At 65.9% G+C, this 16,164-nt stretch carries 16 protein-coding genes; 13 read left to right on the top strand and 3 right to left on the bottom strand.

All coding sequences use genetic code 11. The features are described 5' to 3' along the window. The first annotated feature begins 11 nt into the window (after window positions 1–11). From RN02_RS15745 to hisC, 7 genes are all read left to right on the top strand, one after another. Entirely contained in the window at window positions 12–665 is a 654-nt protein-coding gene (locus RN02_RS15745; protein ID WP_043272555.1) for an MlaC/ttg2D family ABC transporter substrate-binding protein, read from the top strand. Beyond that, on the top strand, window positions 662–973 hold the full coding sequence (locus tag RN02_RS15740; RefSeq protein WP_043315219.1) for an STAS domain-containing protein: 312 nt from the start codon (window positions 662–664) through the stop codon (window positions 971–973). The genes RN02_RS15745 and RN02_RS15740 overlap by 4 nt, the downstream gene beginning before the upstream one ends. Window positions 974–1,087: 114 nt before the next feature. After that, window positions 1,088–1,327, top strand: a complete 240-nt coding sequence (locus tag RN02_RS15735; RefSeq protein WP_009617824.1) for a BolA family protein — start codon at window positions 1,088–1,090, stop codon at window positions 1,325–1,327. Window positions 1,328–1,348: 21 nt separating this feature from the next. Continuing rightward, entirely contained in the window at window positions 1,349–2,614 is a 1,266-nt protein-coding gene (gene murA / locus RN02_RS15730) for a UDP-N-acetylglucosamine 1-carboxyvinyltransferase (protein ID WP_009617826.1), read from the top strand. Between the two features lie 12 nt (window positions 2,615–2,626). Next, a complete protein-coding gene (gene hisG, locus RN02_RS15725) occupies window positions 2,627–3,262 on the top strand; it encodes an ATP phosphoribosyltransferase (protein WP_009617828.1) in 636 nt (211 codons plus the stop codon). Between the two features lie 125 nt (window positions 3,263–3,387). Then, window positions 3,388–4,698 carry a histidinol dehydrogenase gene (hisD, locus tag RN02_RS15720; RefSeq protein ID WP_009617836.1) on the top strand — a complete coding sequence of 437 codons (1,311 nt, stop codon included), beginning with the start codon at window positions 3,388–3,390 and terminating at the stop codon, window positions 4,696–4,698. Window positions 4,699–4,818: 120 nt separating this feature from the next. Then, on the top strand, window positions 4,819–5,877 hold the full coding sequence (hisC, locus tag RN02_RS15715; RefSeq protein WP_043315218.1) for a histidinol-phosphate transaminase: 1,059 nt from the start codon (window positions 4,819–4,821) through the stop codon (window positions 5,875–5,877). Between the two features lie 47 nt (window positions 5,878–5,924). Here hisC and algW read toward each other — a convergent pair whose 3' ends face one another. Next, entirely contained in the window at window positions 5,925–7,088 is a 1,164-nt protein-coding gene (algW, locus tag RN02_RS15710; RefSeq protein WP_009617842.1) for a Do family serine endopeptidase AlgW, read from the bottom strand. 115 nt (window positions 7,089–7,203) lie between these two features. Between algW and RN02_RS15705 the strand changes: the two genes are divergently transcribed. Beyond that, window positions 7,204–7,962, top strand: coding sequence for a Nif3-like dinuclear metal center hexameric protein (locus RN02_RS15705; protein WP_043272354.1), 759 nt, complete (start codon window positions 7,204–7,206; stop codon window positions 7,960–7,962). 13 nt (window positions 7,963–7,975) lie between these two features. Here RN02_RS15705 and mltB read toward each other — a convergent pair whose 3' ends face one another. Beyond that, window positions 7,976–9,082 (bottom strand): lytic murein transglycosylase B, encoded by a 1,107-nt coding sequence (mltB, locus tag RN02_RS15700; protein ID WP_043315216.1) that lies wholly within the window; start codon window positions 9,080–9,082, stop codon window positions 7,976–7,978. 378 nt (window positions 9,083–9,460) lie between these two features. On the opposite strand from mltB, the gene cysD reads away from it, so the two are divergent. From cysD to RN02_RS15675, 4 genes are all read left to right on the top strand, one after another. Continuing rightward, window positions 9,461–10,378, top strand: coding sequence for a sulfate adenylyltransferase subunit CysD (cysD, locus tag RN02_RS15690; RefSeq protein WP_043272357.1), 918 nt, complete (start codon window positions 9,461–9,463; stop codon window positions 10,376–10,378). A 51-nt stretch (window positions 10,379–10,429) separates the two neighbouring features. After that, window positions 10,430–10,774, top strand: a complete 345-nt coding sequence (locus RN02_RS15685; protein WP_043272358.1) for a four helix bundle protein — start codon at window positions 10,430–10,432, stop codon at window positions 10,772–10,774. Between the two features lie 60 nt (window positions 10,775–10,834). Then, complete coding sequence (gene cysN, locus RN02_RS15680; protein WP_043315214.1) at window positions 10,835–12,736, top strand: sulfate adenylyltransferase subunit CysN; 1,902 nt, start codon at window positions 10,835–10,837, stop codon at window positions 12,734–12,736. A 522-nt stretch (window positions 12,737–13,258) separates the two neighbouring features. Continuing rightward, entirely contained in the window at window positions 13,259–14,476 is a 1,218-nt protein-coding gene (locus RN02_RS15675; RefSeq protein WP_052267750.1) for an ATP-binding protein, read from the top strand. A gap of 439 nt (window positions 14,477–14,915) precedes the next feature. Here the strand turns inward: RN02_RS15675 and RN02_RS15670 are convergent, their stop codons facing one another. After that, a complete protein-coding gene (locus RN02_RS15670) occupies window positions 14,916–15,359 on the bottom strand; it encodes a YhcB family protein (RefSeq protein WP_009617861.1) in 444 nt (147 codons plus the stop codon). A 138-nt stretch (window positions 15,360–15,497) separates the two neighbouring features. Between RN02_RS15670 and RN02_RS15665 the strand changes: the two genes are divergently transcribed. Beyond that, window positions 15,498–16,142: an alpha/beta hydrolase gene (locus tag RN02_RS15665; RefSeq protein ID WP_043315212.1), complete on the top strand. Its 645-nt coding sequence runs from the start codon at window positions 15,498–15,500 to the stop codon at window positions 16,140–16,142. Window positions 16,143–16,164 lie beyond the last annotated feature (22 nt).

Raw genomic sequence — 16,164 nt, 5'->3', positions numbered from 1 at the left:
GGATGAACGCCATGCTGACTCTCCTGCGCCGCGGCCTGCTGGTCCTGCTCGCAGCACTGCCGCTGATCGCCAGCGCTGCGCCCAATGCGCAGCAAGTGGTGCAGCAGACCGTCGACAACCTGCTGTCCGACCTCAAGGCCAACAAGCCGGCCTACCGTGCCGATCCCAAGCAGCTCTACGCCGCCCTGGATCGCATCCTCGGCCCGGTGGTGGACTCCGAGGGCATCGCCAGGGGCGTGATGACCGTCAAGTATTCGCGCCAGGCCTCCCCGGAGCAGATCAAGCGCTTCGAGACGGTGTTCAAGAACAGCCTGATGCAGTTCTACGGCAACGCCCTGCTCGAGTACGACAACCAGGACATCCGCGTGCTGCCCTCCACCGGCAAGCAGGACCCGGAGCGCTCCAGCGTGAACATGGAGATCCGTGACAGCAAGGGCACCGTCTATCCGGTGCAGTACACCATGGTCAACCAGTCGGGGACCTGGCGCCTGCGCAACGTGATCATCAACGGCATCAACATCGGCAAGCTGTTCCGCGACCAGTTCGCCGACTCCATGCAGAAGAACGGCAACGACCTGGAGAAGACCATCGCCGGTTGGGACCAGGTGGTCGCCCATGCCAAGGATGCCGCCAAGGGCAACCCGGACGAGGGTGGCGCGCAATGACCAGCGCCGCCAGCATCAGCGAGGGCGCGGCCGGCGAGCTGCGCCTGGCCGGGGTGCTCGACTACCGCAGCGGCACGCAGCTGCGCGAGCAGGGCAAGGCCCTGATCGCCGCGAGCGGCGCCCAGCAGCTGGTGGTGGATTGTTCGGCGGTGGAGAAGTCCAGCAGCGTCGGCCTGTCGCTGCTGCTGGCCTTCCTGCGCGATGCGCAGCAGGCGGGCAAGAGCCTGCAGGTCCGTGGCTTGCCGAAAGACATGCAAGACATCGCCAAGGTCAGCGACCTCGACGACATCCTGCCGCTGCAGGGCTGATCGGGGCGCTCGAAAGGCCCTCCGTCCGCGACTTCCCCTGGCGGGGTTCGCAGGCGGGGGGCTTTTTTGTATCATTGCCGGCCCGCGCGCGTTGAGCGCCGATCGAGGTCGAGCATGCAGGCGATTGAAGTCAAGAACATCCTGGAAGCCAAGCTCCCGGGTACCCAGGTCGAAGTGGAAGGCGAAGGCTGCAACTTCCAGCTGAACCTGATCAGTGACGAACTGGCCGGTTTGAGCCCGGTGAAACGTCAGCAGCAGATCTACGCGCACCTTAACGAGTGGATCGCCAGTGGCGCCATCCATGCCGTGACCATGAAATTCTTCAGCCGCGCCGCCTGGGCCGAGCGTTCCTGAGCCGCCGGGGATATACCTGCTATGGACAAACTGATCATTACCGGCGGTTCCCGTCTCGACGGCGAAATCCGCATCTCCGGCGCCAAGAACTCCGCGCTGCCGATCCTTGCCGCCACCCTGCTGGCGGATACTCCGGTCACCGTGTGCAACCTGCCGCACCTGCACGACATCACCACCATGATCGAGCTGTTCGGTCGCATGGGCGTGCAGCCGGTGATCAACGAGAAGCTCAACGTCGAAGTCGACGCCAACAGCATCAGGACCCTGGTCGCGCCTTATGAATTGGTGAAGACCATGCGCGCCTCGATCCTGGTGCTCGGCCCCATGGTCGCGCGCTTCGGCGAGGCCGAGGTGGCCCTGCCCGGCGGCTGCGCCATCGGCTCGCGTCCGGTCGACCTGCACATCCGCGGCCTCGAGGCCATGGGCGCGCAGATCACCGTCGAGGGCGGCTACATCAAGGCCAAGGCCCCGGCCGGCGGCCTGCGTGGCGCGCACTTCTTCTTCGATACCGTGTCCGTGACCGGCACCGAGAACATCATGATGGCCGCGGCCCTGGCCAACGGCCGCACCGTGCTGGAAAACGCCGCCCGCGAGCCGGAAGTGGTCGACCTGGCCAACTGCCTGATCGCCATGGGCGCGCAGATCCAGGGCGCCGGCACCGACACCATCGTCATCGATGGCGTGAAGCGCCTGGGCGGCGCCAAGTACAACGTGCTGCCCGACCGCATCGAGACCGGCACCTACCTGGTCGCCGCCGCCGCCACCGGTGGCCGCGTCAAGCTCAAGGACACCGACCCGACCATCCTCGAGGCGGTGCTGCTGAAGCTGGAAGAGGCCGGTGCGCACATCAACACCGGCAACGACTGGATCGAGCTGGACATGAAGGGCAACCGGCCGAAGGCGGTGAACATCCGCACCGCGCCGTACCCGGCGTTCCCCACCGACATGCAGGCCCAGTTCATCTCGCTGAACGCCGTGGCTGAAGGTACCGGCGCAGTGATCGAGACCGTGTTCGAGAACCGCTTCATGCATGTCTACGAGATGAACCGCATGGGCGCGCAGATTCTCGTCGAGGGCAACACCGCCATCGTCACCGGCGTGCCGCAGCTCAAGGGCGCCCCGGTCATGGCCACCGACCTGCGCGCTTCCGCCAGCCTGGTGATCGCTGGCCTTGTGGCCGAGGGCGACACCCTGATCGACCGCATCTACCACATCGACCGTGGCTACGAGTGCATCGAAGAGAAGCTGCAACTGCTCGGCGCCAAAATCCGCCGCGTACCGGGCTAGGGCTGACCAGACATGCTGACCATCGCCCTGTCCAAGGGCCGGATCCTCGATGACACCCTGCCGCTGCTCGCAGCGGCAGGCATTGTGCCGACCGAGAACCCGGACAAGAGCCGCAAGCTGATCATCCCCACCAGCCTCGACGACGTGCGCCTGCTGATCGTCCGCGCCACCGACGTGCCGACCTACGTCGAGCACGGCGCCGCCGACCTCGGCGTGGCCGGCAAGGACGTGCTGCTCGAATACGGCGGCCAGGGGCTGTACGAGCCGCTGGACCTGAAGATCGCCAACTGCAAGCTGATGACCGCCGGCGCGGTCGGCGCGGCCGAGCCCAAGGGGCGCCTGCGGGTGGCCACCAAGTTCGTCAACGTGGCCAAGCGCTACTACGCCGAGCAGGGCCGCCAGGTCGAGGTGATCAAGCTGTACGGCTCCATGGAGCTGGCGCCGCTGGTCGGCCTGGCCGACAAGATCATCGACGTGGTCGACACCGGCAACACCCTGCGCGCCAACGGCCTGGAACCCCAGGAGCTGATCGCCCACATCAGCTCGCGGCTGATCGTCAACAAGGCCTCGATGAAGATGCAGCACGCGCGCATCCAGGCCCTGATCGACACTCTGCGTGAAGCGGTGGAGTCTCGACACCGGGCGTAATTCCCTGCGCGGCCTTCCCGCCGCGCCCGCCTATCCGTGTCATAGCCAAATTTTCTCGGGTGCCCGCACGGTGGGCTTGCTAGTCTAGCGGCGCCCGAGATCACGCCAATTTTAAGAGGCCAGCTATGACCGCACCCTTCGCCATCCGTCGACTCAACGCCGCCGATCCGGACTTCGCGCGTCATCTGGACCATCTGCTGTCCTGGGAAAGCGTGTCCGACGACGCCGTGAACCAGCGCGTGCTGGATATCATCGCCGACGTGCGCAGCCGTGGCGACGCCGCCCTGGTGGAGCTTACCCAGCGCTTCGACGGCCTCGCGGTCGCCAGCATGGCCGACCTGATCCTGCCGCGCGAGCGCCTGGAACTGGCCCTGACGCGCATCACCCCGGCCCAGCGCGAGGCGCTGGAAACCGCCGCCGAGCGCGTGCGCAGCTACCACGAGAAGCAGAAGCAGGACTCCTGGCGCTACACCGAGGCCGACGGCACCGTGCTCGGCCAGCAGGTCACCCCGCTGGACCGCGCCGGCCTGTACGTGCCCGGCGGCAAGGCTTCCTACCCGTCCTCGGTGCTGATGAACGCGATTCCAGCGAAGGTCGCCGGCGTCGCCGAAGTGGTGATGGTAGTGCCGACGCCGCGTGGCGAGATCAACGAGATCGTCCTCGCCGCCGCCTGCATCGCCGGCGTCGACCGCGTCTTCACCATCGGCGGCGCCCAGGCCGTGGCCGCGCTGGCCTACGGCACCGAGAGCGTGCCCCAGGTGGACAAGATCGTCGGCCCGGGCAACATCTACGTGGCCACCGCCAAGCGTCACGTGTTCGGCCAGGTGGGCATCGACATGATCGCCGGCCCCTCGGAAATCCTCGTGGTCTGCGACGGCGGCACCGACCCGGACTGGATCGCCATGGACCTGTTCTCCCAGGCCGAGCACGACGAGGACGCCCAGTCGATCCTGGTCAGCCCGGACGCCGCCTTCCTCGACAAGGTCGCCGCCAGCATCGAGAAGCTGCTGCCGACCATGGAGCGCGCCGAGATCATCCGCACCTCGCTGGGCAATCGCGGCGCGCTGATCCAGGTCGCCGACCAGGCCCAGGCCTGCCAGGTGGCCAACCGCATCGCCCCGGAGCACCTGGAATTGTCGGTGGCCGACCCGGAAAGCTGGCTGCCGAACATCCGCCACGCCGGCGCCATTTTCATGGGCCGCTACACCGCCGAGGCCCTGGGCGATTACTGCGCGGGCCCGAACCACGTGCTGCCCACCTCCGGCACCGCGCGCTTCTCCTCGCCGCTGGGCGTGTATGACTTCCAGAAGCGCTCGTCGATCATCTTCTGTTCGGCCGACGGCGCCTCGGTGCTCGGCAAGACCGCCTCGGTCCTGGCTCGCGGCGAGTCGCTGACCGCCCACGCGCGCAGCGCCGAATACCGGATCAAGGGCTGAAAAGCCGATAAAAACCGATAAAAGCCGCTGGAGGCTTGAGGCTGGACGAAGTGGGTTTCGCTTTTTCGTTCAGCCTCAAGCCCTCCAGCCTTCAGCGAATCTTTTAAAGGAGCGAGGGCGATGAGCAAGTTCTGGAGCCCCTTCGTCAAGGACCTGGTGCCCTACGTGCCGGGTGAGCAACCCAAGCTGGCCAGGCTGGCCAAGCTGAACACCAACGAGAACCCCTACGGCCCGTCGCCCAAGGCGCTGGCCGCCATGCAGGCCGAGTTGGGCGACGCCCTGCGGCTGTACCCGGACCCCAACGCCGAGCCCCTGAAGCAGACCATCGCCGATTACTACGGCGTGCGCCCGGGCCAGGTGTTCGTCGGCAACGGCTCCGACGAGGTGCTGGCCCACGCCTTCCACGCGCTGTTCCAGCACGACGGCCGGCCGCTGCTGTTCCCCGACGTGACCTACAGCTTCTACCCGGTGTACTGCGGCCTCTACGGCATTCCCTTCGAGGCGCTGGCGCTGGACGAGCAGTTCCAGATCCGCGTCGAGGACTACGCCCGCCCCAACGCCGGCATCATCTTCCCCAACCCCAACGCGCCGACCGGCTGCCTGCTGCCGCTGGACGCCATCGAGCGCCTGCTGCTGGCCAACCCGGACAGCGTGGTGCTGGTGGACGAGGCCTACGTCGACTTCGGCGGCGAGACGGCCATCGGCCTGGTGGAGCGCTACCCGAACCTGCTGGTGGCGCAGACGCTGTCCAAGTCGCGTTCCCTGGCCGGGCTGCGCGTCGGCCTGGCGGTCGGCCACGAGGACCTGATCGAGGCCCTGGAGCGGGTCAAGAACAGCTTCAACTCCTACCCGCTGGACCGCGTGGCCCAGGCCGGCGCCATCGCCGCCTTCGAGGACCGCGAGTACTTCCAGCGCACCTGCCAGGCGGTGATCGACAGCCGCGAGAAGCTGGTCGGCGAACTGAGTGGCATGGGCTTCGAGGTGCTGCCGTCGGCGGCCAACTTCATCTTCGCCCGCCACCCGCGCCACGACGCCGCCGAACTGGCCGCCGGCCTGCGCGAGCAGGGTGTGATCGTCCGCCACTTCAAGCAGGCGCGCATCGCCCAGTTTCTGCGCATCAGCATCGGCACCGAGGAGCAGAACCAGGCGCTGCTGGACGCCCTGCGCACGCGGCTCTGAGCCACGCCCGGCGGAAAAGCAACGGCGCCCTCGGGCGCCGTTCTTCGTTACTGCTGCTGCGGTTGCTGCACCGGCGGAGTGGGCGGCGGGCGCAGGCCCACTTCCGCCTCCAGGGTGACGTGCTTGCCGTTGCGCAGCACCTGGATGCTGATCTTCTCGCCCGGCTTGGTGCGCGCCACCTGGTTCATCGCGGTGCGGCCGTCGGCGGCCTTCTTGCCGTCGATGTCGAGGATGATGTCGCCCGGCTGCATGCCGGACTGGGCGGCCGGGCCGTCGCGGTAGACACCGGCGACCACCACCCCGCCCTGGTCCTGCAGGCCGAAGGACTCGGCCAGCTCCGGCGTCAGCGGCTGCACCTCGACGCCCAGCCAGCCGCGGATCACCGAGCCGTGCTCGACGATCGACTTCATCACCTCCAGCGCCAGCTTGATCGGGATGGCGAAGCCGATGCCCTGGGAGCCGCCGGACTTGGAGAAGATGGCGGTGTTGATGCCCACCAGGTTGCCGCTGGCGTCGACCAGGGCGCCGCCGGAGTTGCCCGGGTTGATCGCCGCGTCGGTCTGGATGAAGTCTTCGTAGGTGTTCAGCCCCAACTGGTTGCGGCCGGTGGCGCTGATGATGCCCATGGTCACCGTCTGGCCCACGCCGAAGGGGTTGCCGATGGCCAGGCAGACGTCGCCGGTGCGGATGCCGTCGGAGCGGCCGAGGGTCATCACCGGCAGGTCCTTGAGGTCGATCTTGAGCACCGCGAGGTCGGTTTCCGGGTCGCTGCCGACCAGGCGCGCCGTGGTTTCGCGGCCGTCGCGCAGGGCCACGACTATCTGGTCGGCGCCGGCGGTGACGTGGTTGTTGGTCAGCAGGTAGCCCTCGGGGCTCATGATCACCGCCGAGCCCAGGCTCGACTCCATGCGCTTCTGCTGCGGCAGGTTGTCGCCGAAGAAGCGGCGGAACAGCGGGTCGTCGAGCATCGAGTTGCCCGGCCGGCTGACCATCTTGGTGGTGTACAGGTTGGCCACCGCCGGCGCGGCGCGGGTCACGGCGTCGGCATAGGTTCCGGGGCCCTGCTGCAGGCGGCTGAGCAGGGGCGCCTGCTGCAGGTGGACTTCCTGTTCGGGCAGGCCGACCCATTCGGGGTTACGCTGGATGATCAGCAGCGCCAGCAAGACGCCGACAAGCGCGGGCCAGCCGAGAAAACGCAGGGCCTTCAGCATCGGAGGACGATCCTTGGGGGTTGCTCGGCCTGGGGAAGGCCGCTAGGGTGGCCGCCATTATACGGGCGGCGTGGCAAGAAAATAGCCGTCTCCCCTAATGCCTGGAGGAAATTCGATGGCGATCGATCTGACCGAGCTGGTCGAAGAGGCCGACCGCTACCTGGACGCCGCGCGCATTCAGGACTACTGCCCCAATGGTCTGCAGGTGCAGGGCCGGCCGCAGGTGCGGCGCATCGTCAGCGGCGTGACCGCCAGCCAGGCGCTGCTGGACGCGGCGGTGGCCGCGCAGGCCGATGCGGTGCTGGTCCACCATGGCTACTTCTGGAAGGGCGAGAACCCTTGCGTGGTGGGCATGAAGCAGCGCCGCCTGAAGACCCTGCTGGCCCACGACATCAGCCTGATCGCCTACCACCTGCCGCTGGACCTGCACCCGCAGGTGGGCAACAACGTGCAGCTGGGCCAGCAGCTCGGCCTGGACATCGAAGGCCCGCTGGAGCCGGGCAACCCGCGTTCCATCGTGCTGCTGGGCGCGCCCGCGGCACCCGTGGCGCCGGCCGATTTCGCCGCCCACGTGGCCCGGGTGCTGGGCCGCGAGCCGCTGCTGGTGGAAGGCGAGCGGCCGATCCGGCGCATCGCCTGGTGCACCGGCGGCGCCCAGGGCTACATCGACCAGGCCATCGCGGCGGGCGTGGACGCCTACCTCACCGGCGAGGTCTCCGAGCAGACGGTGCACAGCGCCCGCGAGAACGGCATCACCTTCATCGCCGCCGGCCACCACGCCACCGAGCGCTACGGCGTGCAGGCGCTGGGCCGCTACCTGGCCGAGCGCTTCGGCATCGAGCACCGCTTCATCGACTGCCCGAACCCCGCCTGAGCGCCGCGGGCGCTCACGGCGTCGAGGCGTAGCGGCGCCGGGCCTGGTCCACGGCCGCGCCGAGCTGCCAGACCGCCATCGCGTAGTGGGTGCTGTGGTTGTAGCGGGTGATCACGTAGAAGTTCGGCAGGCCGTACCAGTACTGGTAGTTGCGGCCCATGTCCAGGCGCAGCAGGCTGGCGCTCTGGTGCTTGCCCAGCGGCGCCTGCGGGCGCAGCCCGGCGGCGCTCAGCGTCTGGAGCGGATACTGCGTCTTGAAGCCATCCTCGAGCCCGCGCGCCTGGCCGCTGGCCGGCACGGCGATGCTGTCGTGGGTGACCCAGCCGTGCTGCTGGAAATAGTTGGCGACGCTGCCGATGGCGTCCTGCGGGTCCCACAGGTCGACGTGGCCGTCGCCATCGAAGTCCACCGCGTAGCGGGCGAACGAGGTCGGCATGAACTGGCCGTAGCCCATGGCGCCGGCGTAGGAGCCGCGCAGGGCCAGCGGGTCGTCGCGCTCCTTGCGCGCCAGCAGGAGGAACTGCTCCAGCTCGCCGGTGAAGAAGTCGGCGCGCCGCGGGTAGTCGAAGGCCAGGGTGGCCAGGGCATCCATGATCCGCGTCTTGCCCATCACCCGGCCCCAGCGGGTTTCCACGCCGATGATGCCGACGATGATCTCCGGCGGCACGCCGTAGGTCTTCGAGGCGCGTTCGAGGGCGTCTTCGTACTGGTTCCAGAAGGCCACGCCGTTCTGGATGTTGTCCGGGGTGATGAACTTCTTGCGGTAGCGCAGCCAGGCGCCGTTCGGCCCGCTAGGCGCCTGGTAGGTCGGCGCCTGGCGGTCCATCAGGCGGATCACCCAGTCCAGGCGCTGGGTGCGGCCCAGCACGTCCTGCAACTGCTGGCGATCGAAGCCGTGCAGGCTGACCATCCGGTCGACGAAGCGCTGGGCGTTGGGGTTGTTGGCGAAGTCGCCGGTCAGCGGGCGGATCGGCTGCACCGGGTTCGCCGGGGTGTACAGGCGCGTCGTGCCGGTGGCGGCGCTTTTCTGCGGGGCGGCTGCCGGCGTCGGCGCGGTGGGCTTGCTGCTGCAGGCGGCGATGAGGAGGAACAGGGGCAGGAGCGGAGCGATGCGGCGCATGGGAAATCTGCTGGGGCGTGGGGAATGAGGAATAGGGTAGCGCAGATGGGGGCGCTTACCGGGGCCTACTCTAGCGGAGGGCGGGATGCGCTTCCTCCTGAATCTGTTTCCGGGCTCGGAGCGGGTGGCGGCTTTGCGGGTGAAGGGCAGTTCGTCGGAGAGGCGGGCGTCTGTGGATATCTCGTTTCCAGCGGCGCGCCCCATCCGCCCGGCCAAGCCCGGGGCCTTAGTCTCCTGGGCGCTGGCGCGGTCTGACAAGTGGCTATATGGGTATATTCTTTCGGTATAAGTGGCCGCCCGGTTAGAGTCTGACGTTGTGGTAGAGTGCGCCCTCGTCTACGGCCCGAAGGCCGTCCATAAGCAATTCCGTGAGTAGCCATGGTCGACAAACTGACGCATCTGAAACAGCTGGAGGCGGAAAGCATCCACATCATCCGCGAGGTGGCCGCCGAGTTCGACAACCCGGTGATGCTGTACTCGATCGGCAAGGACAGCGCGGTGATGCTGCATCTCGCGCGCAAGGCCTTCTTCCCCGGCAAGCTGCCGTTCCCGGTGATGCACGTCGACACCCGCTGGAAATTCCAGGAGATGTACCGCTTCCGCGACAAGATGGTCGAGGAGATGGGCCTGGACCTGATCACCCACATCAACCCCGATGGCGTGGCCCAGGACATCAACCCCTTCACCCACGGCAGCGCCAAGCACACCGACATCATGAAGACCGAGGGCCTCAAGCAGGCGCTCGACAAGTACGGCTTCGACGCCGCCTTCGGTGGCGCCCGCCGCGACGAGGAGAAGTCCCGCGCCAAGGAGCGCGTCTACTCCTTCCGCGACAGCAAGCACCGCTGGGACCCGAAGAACCAGCGCCCGGAGCTGTGGAACGTCTACAACGGCAAGGTGAAGAAGGGCGAGTCGATCCGCGTCTTCCCGCTGTCCAACTGGACCGAGCTGGACATCTGGCAATACATCTACCTGGAACAGATCCCGATCGTCCCGCTGTACTTCGCCGCCGAGCGCGAAGTCATCGAGATGAACGGCGCGCTGATCATGATCGACGACGAGCGCATCCTCGAGCACCTCAGCGACGAGCAGAAGGCCAGCATCCAGAAGAAGATGGTGCGCTTCCGTACCCTGGGCTGCTACCCGCTGACCGGCGCGGTGGAATCCACCGCCACCACGCTGCCGGAAATCATCCAGGAAATGCTGCTGACGCGCACTTCCGAACGCCAGGGCCGGGTCATCGACCACGATCAGGCAGGTTCCATGGAAGAGAAGAAGCGGCAGGGGTATTTCTAAGCTTGAAGCTGAAAGCGGGAAGCTTGAAGCAAGAGCGGCAGGGATGGCTGCATGGATTTCGAAAAACTGGATGTGTGGAAGCGGGCGGCCCGGCTCTCGGCAAATCTTTATCGAGAACTGGGTAGCCTGAGAGACCTGGGGTTCAGGGACCAGATCACTCGAGCTGGGCTTTCGATTCCGAGCAATATTGCCGAGGGCATGAGCCGGGACGGGGCTCGGGAGAAGGTCAGGTTCCTGCTGATCGCGAAAGGCTCCTGTGCGGAGCTACGAACCCAACTGTACATCGGACTGGATGTTGGTTTTGTGCCGAGGGATTTTGCGCAGACCAGTATTCAGGAAACCCGGGAAATCGCCGCCATGCTGTCCAGTCTGATTCGCGTGATACGCCAAGACTGATACTGCGATGCGCTGTTGGCTTCAAGCTTCCAGCTTCAAGCTTCCAGCTCGGAGAATGCAATGAGTCACCAATCCGATCTGATCAGCGAGGACATCCTCGCCTACCTGGCCCAGCACGAGCGCAAGGAACTGCTGCGCTTCCTCACCTGCGGCAACGTCGACGATGGCAAGAGCACCCTGATCGGGCGCCTGCTGCACGACTCCAAGATGATCTACGAAGACCATCTGGAAGCTATCACCAAGGATTCCAAGAAGGTCGGCACCACCGGCGACGAAGTCGACCTGGCGCTGCTGGTCGACGGCCTGCAGGCCGAGCGCGAGCAGGGCATCACCATCGACGTGGCGTACCGCTACTTCAGCACCGCCAAGCGCAAGTTCATCATCGCCGACACTCCCGGCCATGAGCAGTACACCCGCAACATGGCCACCGGCGCCTCCACCTGCGACCTGGCCATCATCCTGATCGACGCCCGCTACGGCGTGCAGACGCAGACCCGCCGGCACAGCTTCATCGCATCCTTGCTGGGCATCAAGCACATCGTCGTCGCCATCAACAAGATGGACCTGAAGGACTTCGACCAGGGCGTCTTCGAGCAGATCAAGGCCGACTACCTGCAGTTCGCCGAGAAGATCAACCTGAAGACCAGCTCGTTGCACTTCGTGCCCATGTCGGCGCTCAAGGGCGACAACGTGGTCAACAAGTCCGAGCGTTCGCCCTGGTACACCGGCCAGTCGCTGATGGAAATCCTCGAGAGCGTCGAGATCGCCGGCGATCGCAACCTGGACGACATGCGTTTCCCGGTGCAGTACGTCAACCGCCCGAACCTGAACTTCCGCGGCTTCGCCGGCACCCTGGCCAGCGGCATCGTGCGCAAGGGCGACGAGGTCGTGGCACTGCCGTCGGGCAAGGGCAGCAAGGTCAAGTCCATCGTCACCTTCGAGGGCGAGCTGGAGCACGCCGGCCCCGGCCAGGCCATCACCCTGACCCTGGAAGACGAGATCGACGTCTCCCGCGGCGACATGCTGGTGCATGCCGACAACCGCCCGCTGGTCACCGACGGTTTCGACGCCATGCTCGTGTGGATGGCCGAGGAGCCCATGCTCCCGGGCAAGAAATACGACATCAAGCGCGCCACCAGCTACGTGCCGGGCTCGATCCCGAGCATCGCCCACAAGGTGGACGTGAACACCCTGGAAGAGACCGCCGCCAGCGAACTCAAGCTCAACGAGATCGCCCGCGTGAAGGTCAGCCTGGATGCGCCCATCGCCCTCGACGGCTACGCGCAGAACCGCACCACCGGCGCCTTCATCGTCATCGACCGGCTGACCAACGGCACCGTCGGCGCCGGCATGATCATCGCCGCGCCGCAGGCCGGCCAGAGCCATGCCAGCCATCACGGCCAGGGCGCCCACGTGAGCCGCGAGGAGCGCTCCGCACGCTTCGGCCAGCAGCCGGCCACGGTGCTGTTCAGCGGCCTCTCCGGCGCCGGCAAGAGCACCCTGGCCTACGCCCTGGAGCGCAAGCTGTTCGACATGGGCCGCGCAGTCTACGTGCTGGACGGCCAGAACCTGCGCCACGACCTGAACAAGGGCCTGCCGCAGGACCGCGCCGGGCGCACCGAGAACTGGCTGCGCACCGCCCACGTCGCGAGGCAGTTCAACGAGGCCGGGCTGATCAGCCTGTGCGCCTTCGTCGCCCCCAGCGCCGAAGGCCGCGAGCGGGCCAAGGCGCTGATCGGCGACGAGCGCCTGATCACCGTCTACGTCCAGGCCTCGCCGCAGGTCTGCCGCGAGCGCGACCCGCAGGGCCTGTACGCGGCCGGCCAGGACAACATCCCCGGCGAGTCCTTCCCCTACGACGTGCCGCTGGATGCCGACCTGGTGATCGACACCCACCACCAGTCGGTGGAAGAGGGCGTGAAAGCGGTCCTCGACCTGCTGCGCCAGCGCGGCGCGATCTGATCGCGACGGCGTTGTGAAAAGCCCCGCCTAGCAGGCTGTGTGAAAACCTCCGGATCGGTCCAGCTGGTTAAAAAACAACCTGGATTTCGCGTTTCTACGCGGATTCTGGGTTGGCTGAATAGCCAAGCCTTTTCAGATTTCACGTAGGAACGCACTCTTCGAAGAGCCGCTCGGGTTTTCACACAGCCTGCTAGGCGGGGCTTTTTCTTTGGTGCTCGGTGGGGGCCGGAACGCCACGCCTCACGGTGAGCTGTAGGAGCGGACTCCGTCCGCGATTCGCGCGCAGGGCGCGCTCCTACAAGGGGTGCGAAAGGTAGGATGTTGCGCTCCCTGGTTTGCCTGGCCTCTCTGTAGGACGCCCTGCTAAGACGATATTTGGTATCCGAAGGTCGTGTACTGGTTTGGCTACGAGTGCGTGAGTAGTAAGCCGATGGCCATTTGCCGAGGGTAGGCGGGGTCGGGGACTGGAAAGCATCCAGGTTAATGGTGTAATTTCACCCGGTTGATGGATGAATTTACACAATGTACCCACGCAAAATCCGCCAGTACACGCTTGAAGCTTTGGATGACTCTCCGGTCGTTCTGATCAATGGCGCCCGCCAGACAGGCAAGAGCACCCTGGTTCGAACTCTGGAGCAGGATGTCCGCTATTTCACCTTTGACGATCCGGCTGTGCTGGCGGCTGCTCAAGCCGACCCGTTCGGCTTCATCGGGGCGCTCGAAGGGGCGGTCTGCCTGGATGAAGTGCAGCGAGCTTCCGGGATTTTTCTGGCCATAAAGGCCGAGGTGGACAAGGATCGTACGCCCGGCCGTTTCCTACTGACCGGATCGGCCAACGTCCTGCTACTGCCCCAGATTGCCGATTCTCTGGCCGGGCGTATGGAGGTGCTGACGCTCTGGCCGCTGGCGCAGAGTGAAATTGCCGGCCGGCCAATCAGCATGATCGATAGGCTGTTCGACGGAGAGTTCCCGGATCGCTGTGCCTATCAACGCGATGACTTCATCGGGCGGCTGATGGCTGGGGGCTATCCGGAGGCATTATCGCGTACGAGCGAGCGCCGGCGCGAAGCCTGGTTCGACAACTACCTGAGCACCATCCTGTTGCGTGACGTTCGTGATCTGGCCCAGATCGAGGGGCTGACGGAGCTGCCCCGGTTGATGCAGTTGCTGGCCGCGCGTAGTGGTGGCCTGCTCAACGCTGCTGAGCTGTCCCGCGCCACAGGTATTCCGCAGACGACTTTGAAGCGCTACCTGACGCTGCTGGAAACACTTTTCCTGATTCGCCAGGTTCCGGCCTGGTCCTCCAATCTGGGCAAACGCCTGCAGAAGTCCCCCAAGCTATTCGTGACGGACTATGGGCTGATGGCTCACCTGCTGGGGGTGAGCAAATCCGGCGTATCAGCTTCGCTCGGTTTGCCGGGTGACCTAGTGGAGGCCTTTGTATATGCGGAGCTGGCCAAGCATCAGGCATGGGCGGAGATACGCACGACATTGATGCACTATCGAACTTCCACGGGGATGGAGGTCGACTTTGTCCTGGAGAACCGGCGGGGTGATCTGGTCGGGGTAGAGGTCAAGGCGGCTACCACGATCAGTGCGAAGGACTTCAAAGGCCTGCGTCACCTGCGTGATACGACCCCTCGGCAGTTCAAGCGAGGAATCGTTTTCTACACGGGGGAGCAGGTGGTGCGTTTCGACCAGCAACTGACGGCCGTTCCGCTTTCTCTGTTCTGGGGATGATTGGCTGAAACGGTTCTTCAGATGCGCAATTGCACTTCTCTTGACTGTCCATTGACCACACATTGCGCCTCCCCTGGCTCGTGGCTCGCTCAGGGACTTTTGCGGGGAACCGTCGGAAATCGTCTGACATTGTTGGGCATCGATTGCAGCGAGCGCCATTTTTAGTGTTTAAAAATCAAAGCCTTACAGTCTAAATGCGTAGATGGGGTGCATGGTGGGGGCGGCGTAGGACTTCATCCGTGATCCGCGCCGACATCTTCGATCATCGCGGACAAAGTCCGCTCGCTGTGCTCTGTCCATGAATCAGCCTCCGAGTGGAGGGCTGACTATCGCGGACGGAGTCCGCTCCTACAGGGGATGCTCGTCGCCAGTGCCTGTAGGTCGCTTCTGAAATGAAAAAGCCCCGTCATGGCGGGGCTTTTCTGCGGGCGCTGCGGGCTCAGAGCTTGCGCTTGAGGCCGTAGGTCTCGTCCAGGGTGCCGGGGCCTTCGCCGCTCTTCGGCGCGTAGTCCTTCGGCGCTTCCTGGCTGGCCGGCGGGGTCAGGCGCTCGCGGCGTTCGGGGTAGCCGTCCTCTGCGTGCAGGGCGGCCAGCAGGCGCTGCTTGGTCTGCTCGTCCAGGGCCAGGCGCTCGGCGCTCTCGGACAGGTGTTCCTGGACGTCCTGGTAGCTCTGAGTGAGCTTCTTCACCAGGCTGGCGGTGGTGTTGAAGTGCGTCACCACCTCGCGCTGGTAACTGTCGAAGCGTTCCTGCAGGTCATCGACCTGGCGTTGCATGCGGTTGGGTGCGGCGCTGGGCAGCAGGCGGGCGATCAGGAAGCCGACAGCGGCCCCGACGAGCAGAGCGATGACCGGGACCAACCAGGTGGTGAGGGACTGTTCCACGCGAATCCTTCCTCTATAGACGGCTTTGCTTTACGTTAGCGGCTTGCACCTGCGCTGTATACCACGGGGCGAGGCCTCGGTGTCTGCGCGGTATCGAGCTAGACGAGACGACCCGCTTCGGGGTCACGGAGTTGTTGTTTGTCCACCCGCGAAATCCCCCTGTTCATCGACGGCCCGGATGGCCCCCTGGAAGCCCTGCACCTGGACACCCCCGACGCCATCGGCGTGGCGCTGATCTGCCATCCGCACCCGCTGTTCGCCGGCACCATGCAGAACAAGGTGGTCGCCACCCTGCAGCGCATCGCCCGTGACGCCGGCTACGCCACCCTGCGTTTCAACTTCCGTGGCGTCGGCCAGAGCGCCGGCAGCTACGCCGAAGGCCGTGGCGAAATCGACGACGCCTTGGCCGTGGCCCGCTGGCTCGGCGAGCAACATCCCGGCCTGCCGCTGACCCTGATGGGCTTCTCCTTCGGCTCCTGCGTGGCCGGCAATGCCGCGGCGCGCCTGGAAGGGCAGGGCGTGGCCCTGCGTCACCTGTTCATGCTGGCGCCGCCGGTGGAGCGCTTCGCGGTCGAGCTGCCGCGGCAGTGCCCCATCACCGTGGTACAGCCCGAAGATGACGAAGTGGTGACCCCGGCCCGCGTCTACGCCTGGAGCGAGTCGCTGGCGTTGCCCCACGAACTGCTGCGCGTACCCGGGTGCAGCCACTTCTTCCACGGCAAGCTGATCGAGCTCAAGGACCTGCTGCAGCCCCGGCTCGCGCCGGCCGGCGCCGCGGGTTAACATCCAGGCCGCTCATTTTTCC

Source organism: Pseudomonas sp. PI1, from assembly GCF_000812405.1.
Classification (GTDB): Bacteria; Pseudomonadota; Gammaproteobacteria; order Pseudomonadales; family Pseudomonadaceae; genus Pseudomonas; species Pseudomonas citronellolis.
This window is presented reverse-complemented; position numbering and strand designations above follow the sequence as displayed.

What these genes read in the sequence shown, in the direction of transcription:
- RN02_RS15745 (WP_043272555.1), top strand. Translation starts at nt 12, where the DNA reads ATGCTGACTCTCCTGCGCCGCGGCCTGCTGGTCCTGCTCGCAGCACTG.
- RN02_RS15675 (WP_052267750.1), top strand. Translation starts at nt 13,259, where the DNA reads ATGTACCCACGCAAAATCCGCCAGTACACGCTTGAAGCTTTGGATGAC.
- cysD (WP_043272357.1), top strand. Translation starts at nt 9,461, where the DNA reads ATGGTCGACAAACTGACGCATCTGAAACAGCTGGAGGCGGAAAGCATC.
- hisG (WP_009617828.1), top strand. Translation starts at nt 2,627, where the DNA reads ATGCTGACCATCGCCCTGTCCAAGGGCCGGATCCTCGATGACACCCTG.
- RN02_RS15685 (WP_043272358.1), top strand. Translation starts at nt 10,430, where the DNA reads ATGGATTTCGAAAAACTGGATGTGTGGAAGCGGGCGGCCCGGCTCTCG.
- murA (WP_009617826.1), top strand. Translation starts at nt 1,349, where the DNA reads ATGGACAAACTGATCATTACCGGCGGTTCCCGTCTCGACGGCGAAATC.
- hisD (WP_009617836.1), top strand. Translation starts at nt 3,388, where the DNA reads ATGACCGCACCCTTCGCCATCCGTCGACTCAACGCCGCCGATCCGGAC.
- cysN (WP_043315214.1), top strand. Translation starts at nt 10,835, where the DNA reads ATGAGTCACCAATCCGATCTGATCAGCGAGGACATCCTCGCCTACCTG.
- RN02_RS15740 (WP_043315219.1), top strand. Translation starts at nt 662, where the DNA reads ATGACCAGCGCCGCCAGCATCAGCGAGGGCGCGGCCGGCGAGCTGCGC.
- mltB (WP_043315216.1), bottom strand. Translation starts at nt 9,082, where the DNA reads ATGCGCCGCATCGCTCCGCTCCTGCCCCTGTTCCTCCTCATCGCCGCC.
- RN02_RS15735 (WP_009617824.1), top strand. Translation starts at nt 1,088, where the DNA reads ATGCAGGCGATTGAAGTCAAGAACATCCTGGAAGCCAAGCTCCCGGGT.
- hisC (WP_043315218.1), top strand. Translation starts at nt 4,819, where the DNA reads ATGAGCAAGTTCTGGAGCCCCTTCGTCAAGGACCTGGTGCCCTACGTG.
- algW (WP_009617842.1), bottom strand. Translation starts at nt 7,088, where the DNA reads ATGCTGAAGGCCCTGCGTTTTCTCGGCTGGCCCGCGCTTGTCGGCGTC.
- RN02_RS15705 (WP_043272354.1), top strand. Translation starts at nt 7,204, where the DNA reads ATGGCGATCGATCTGACCGAGCTGGTCGAAGAGGCCGACCGCTACCTG.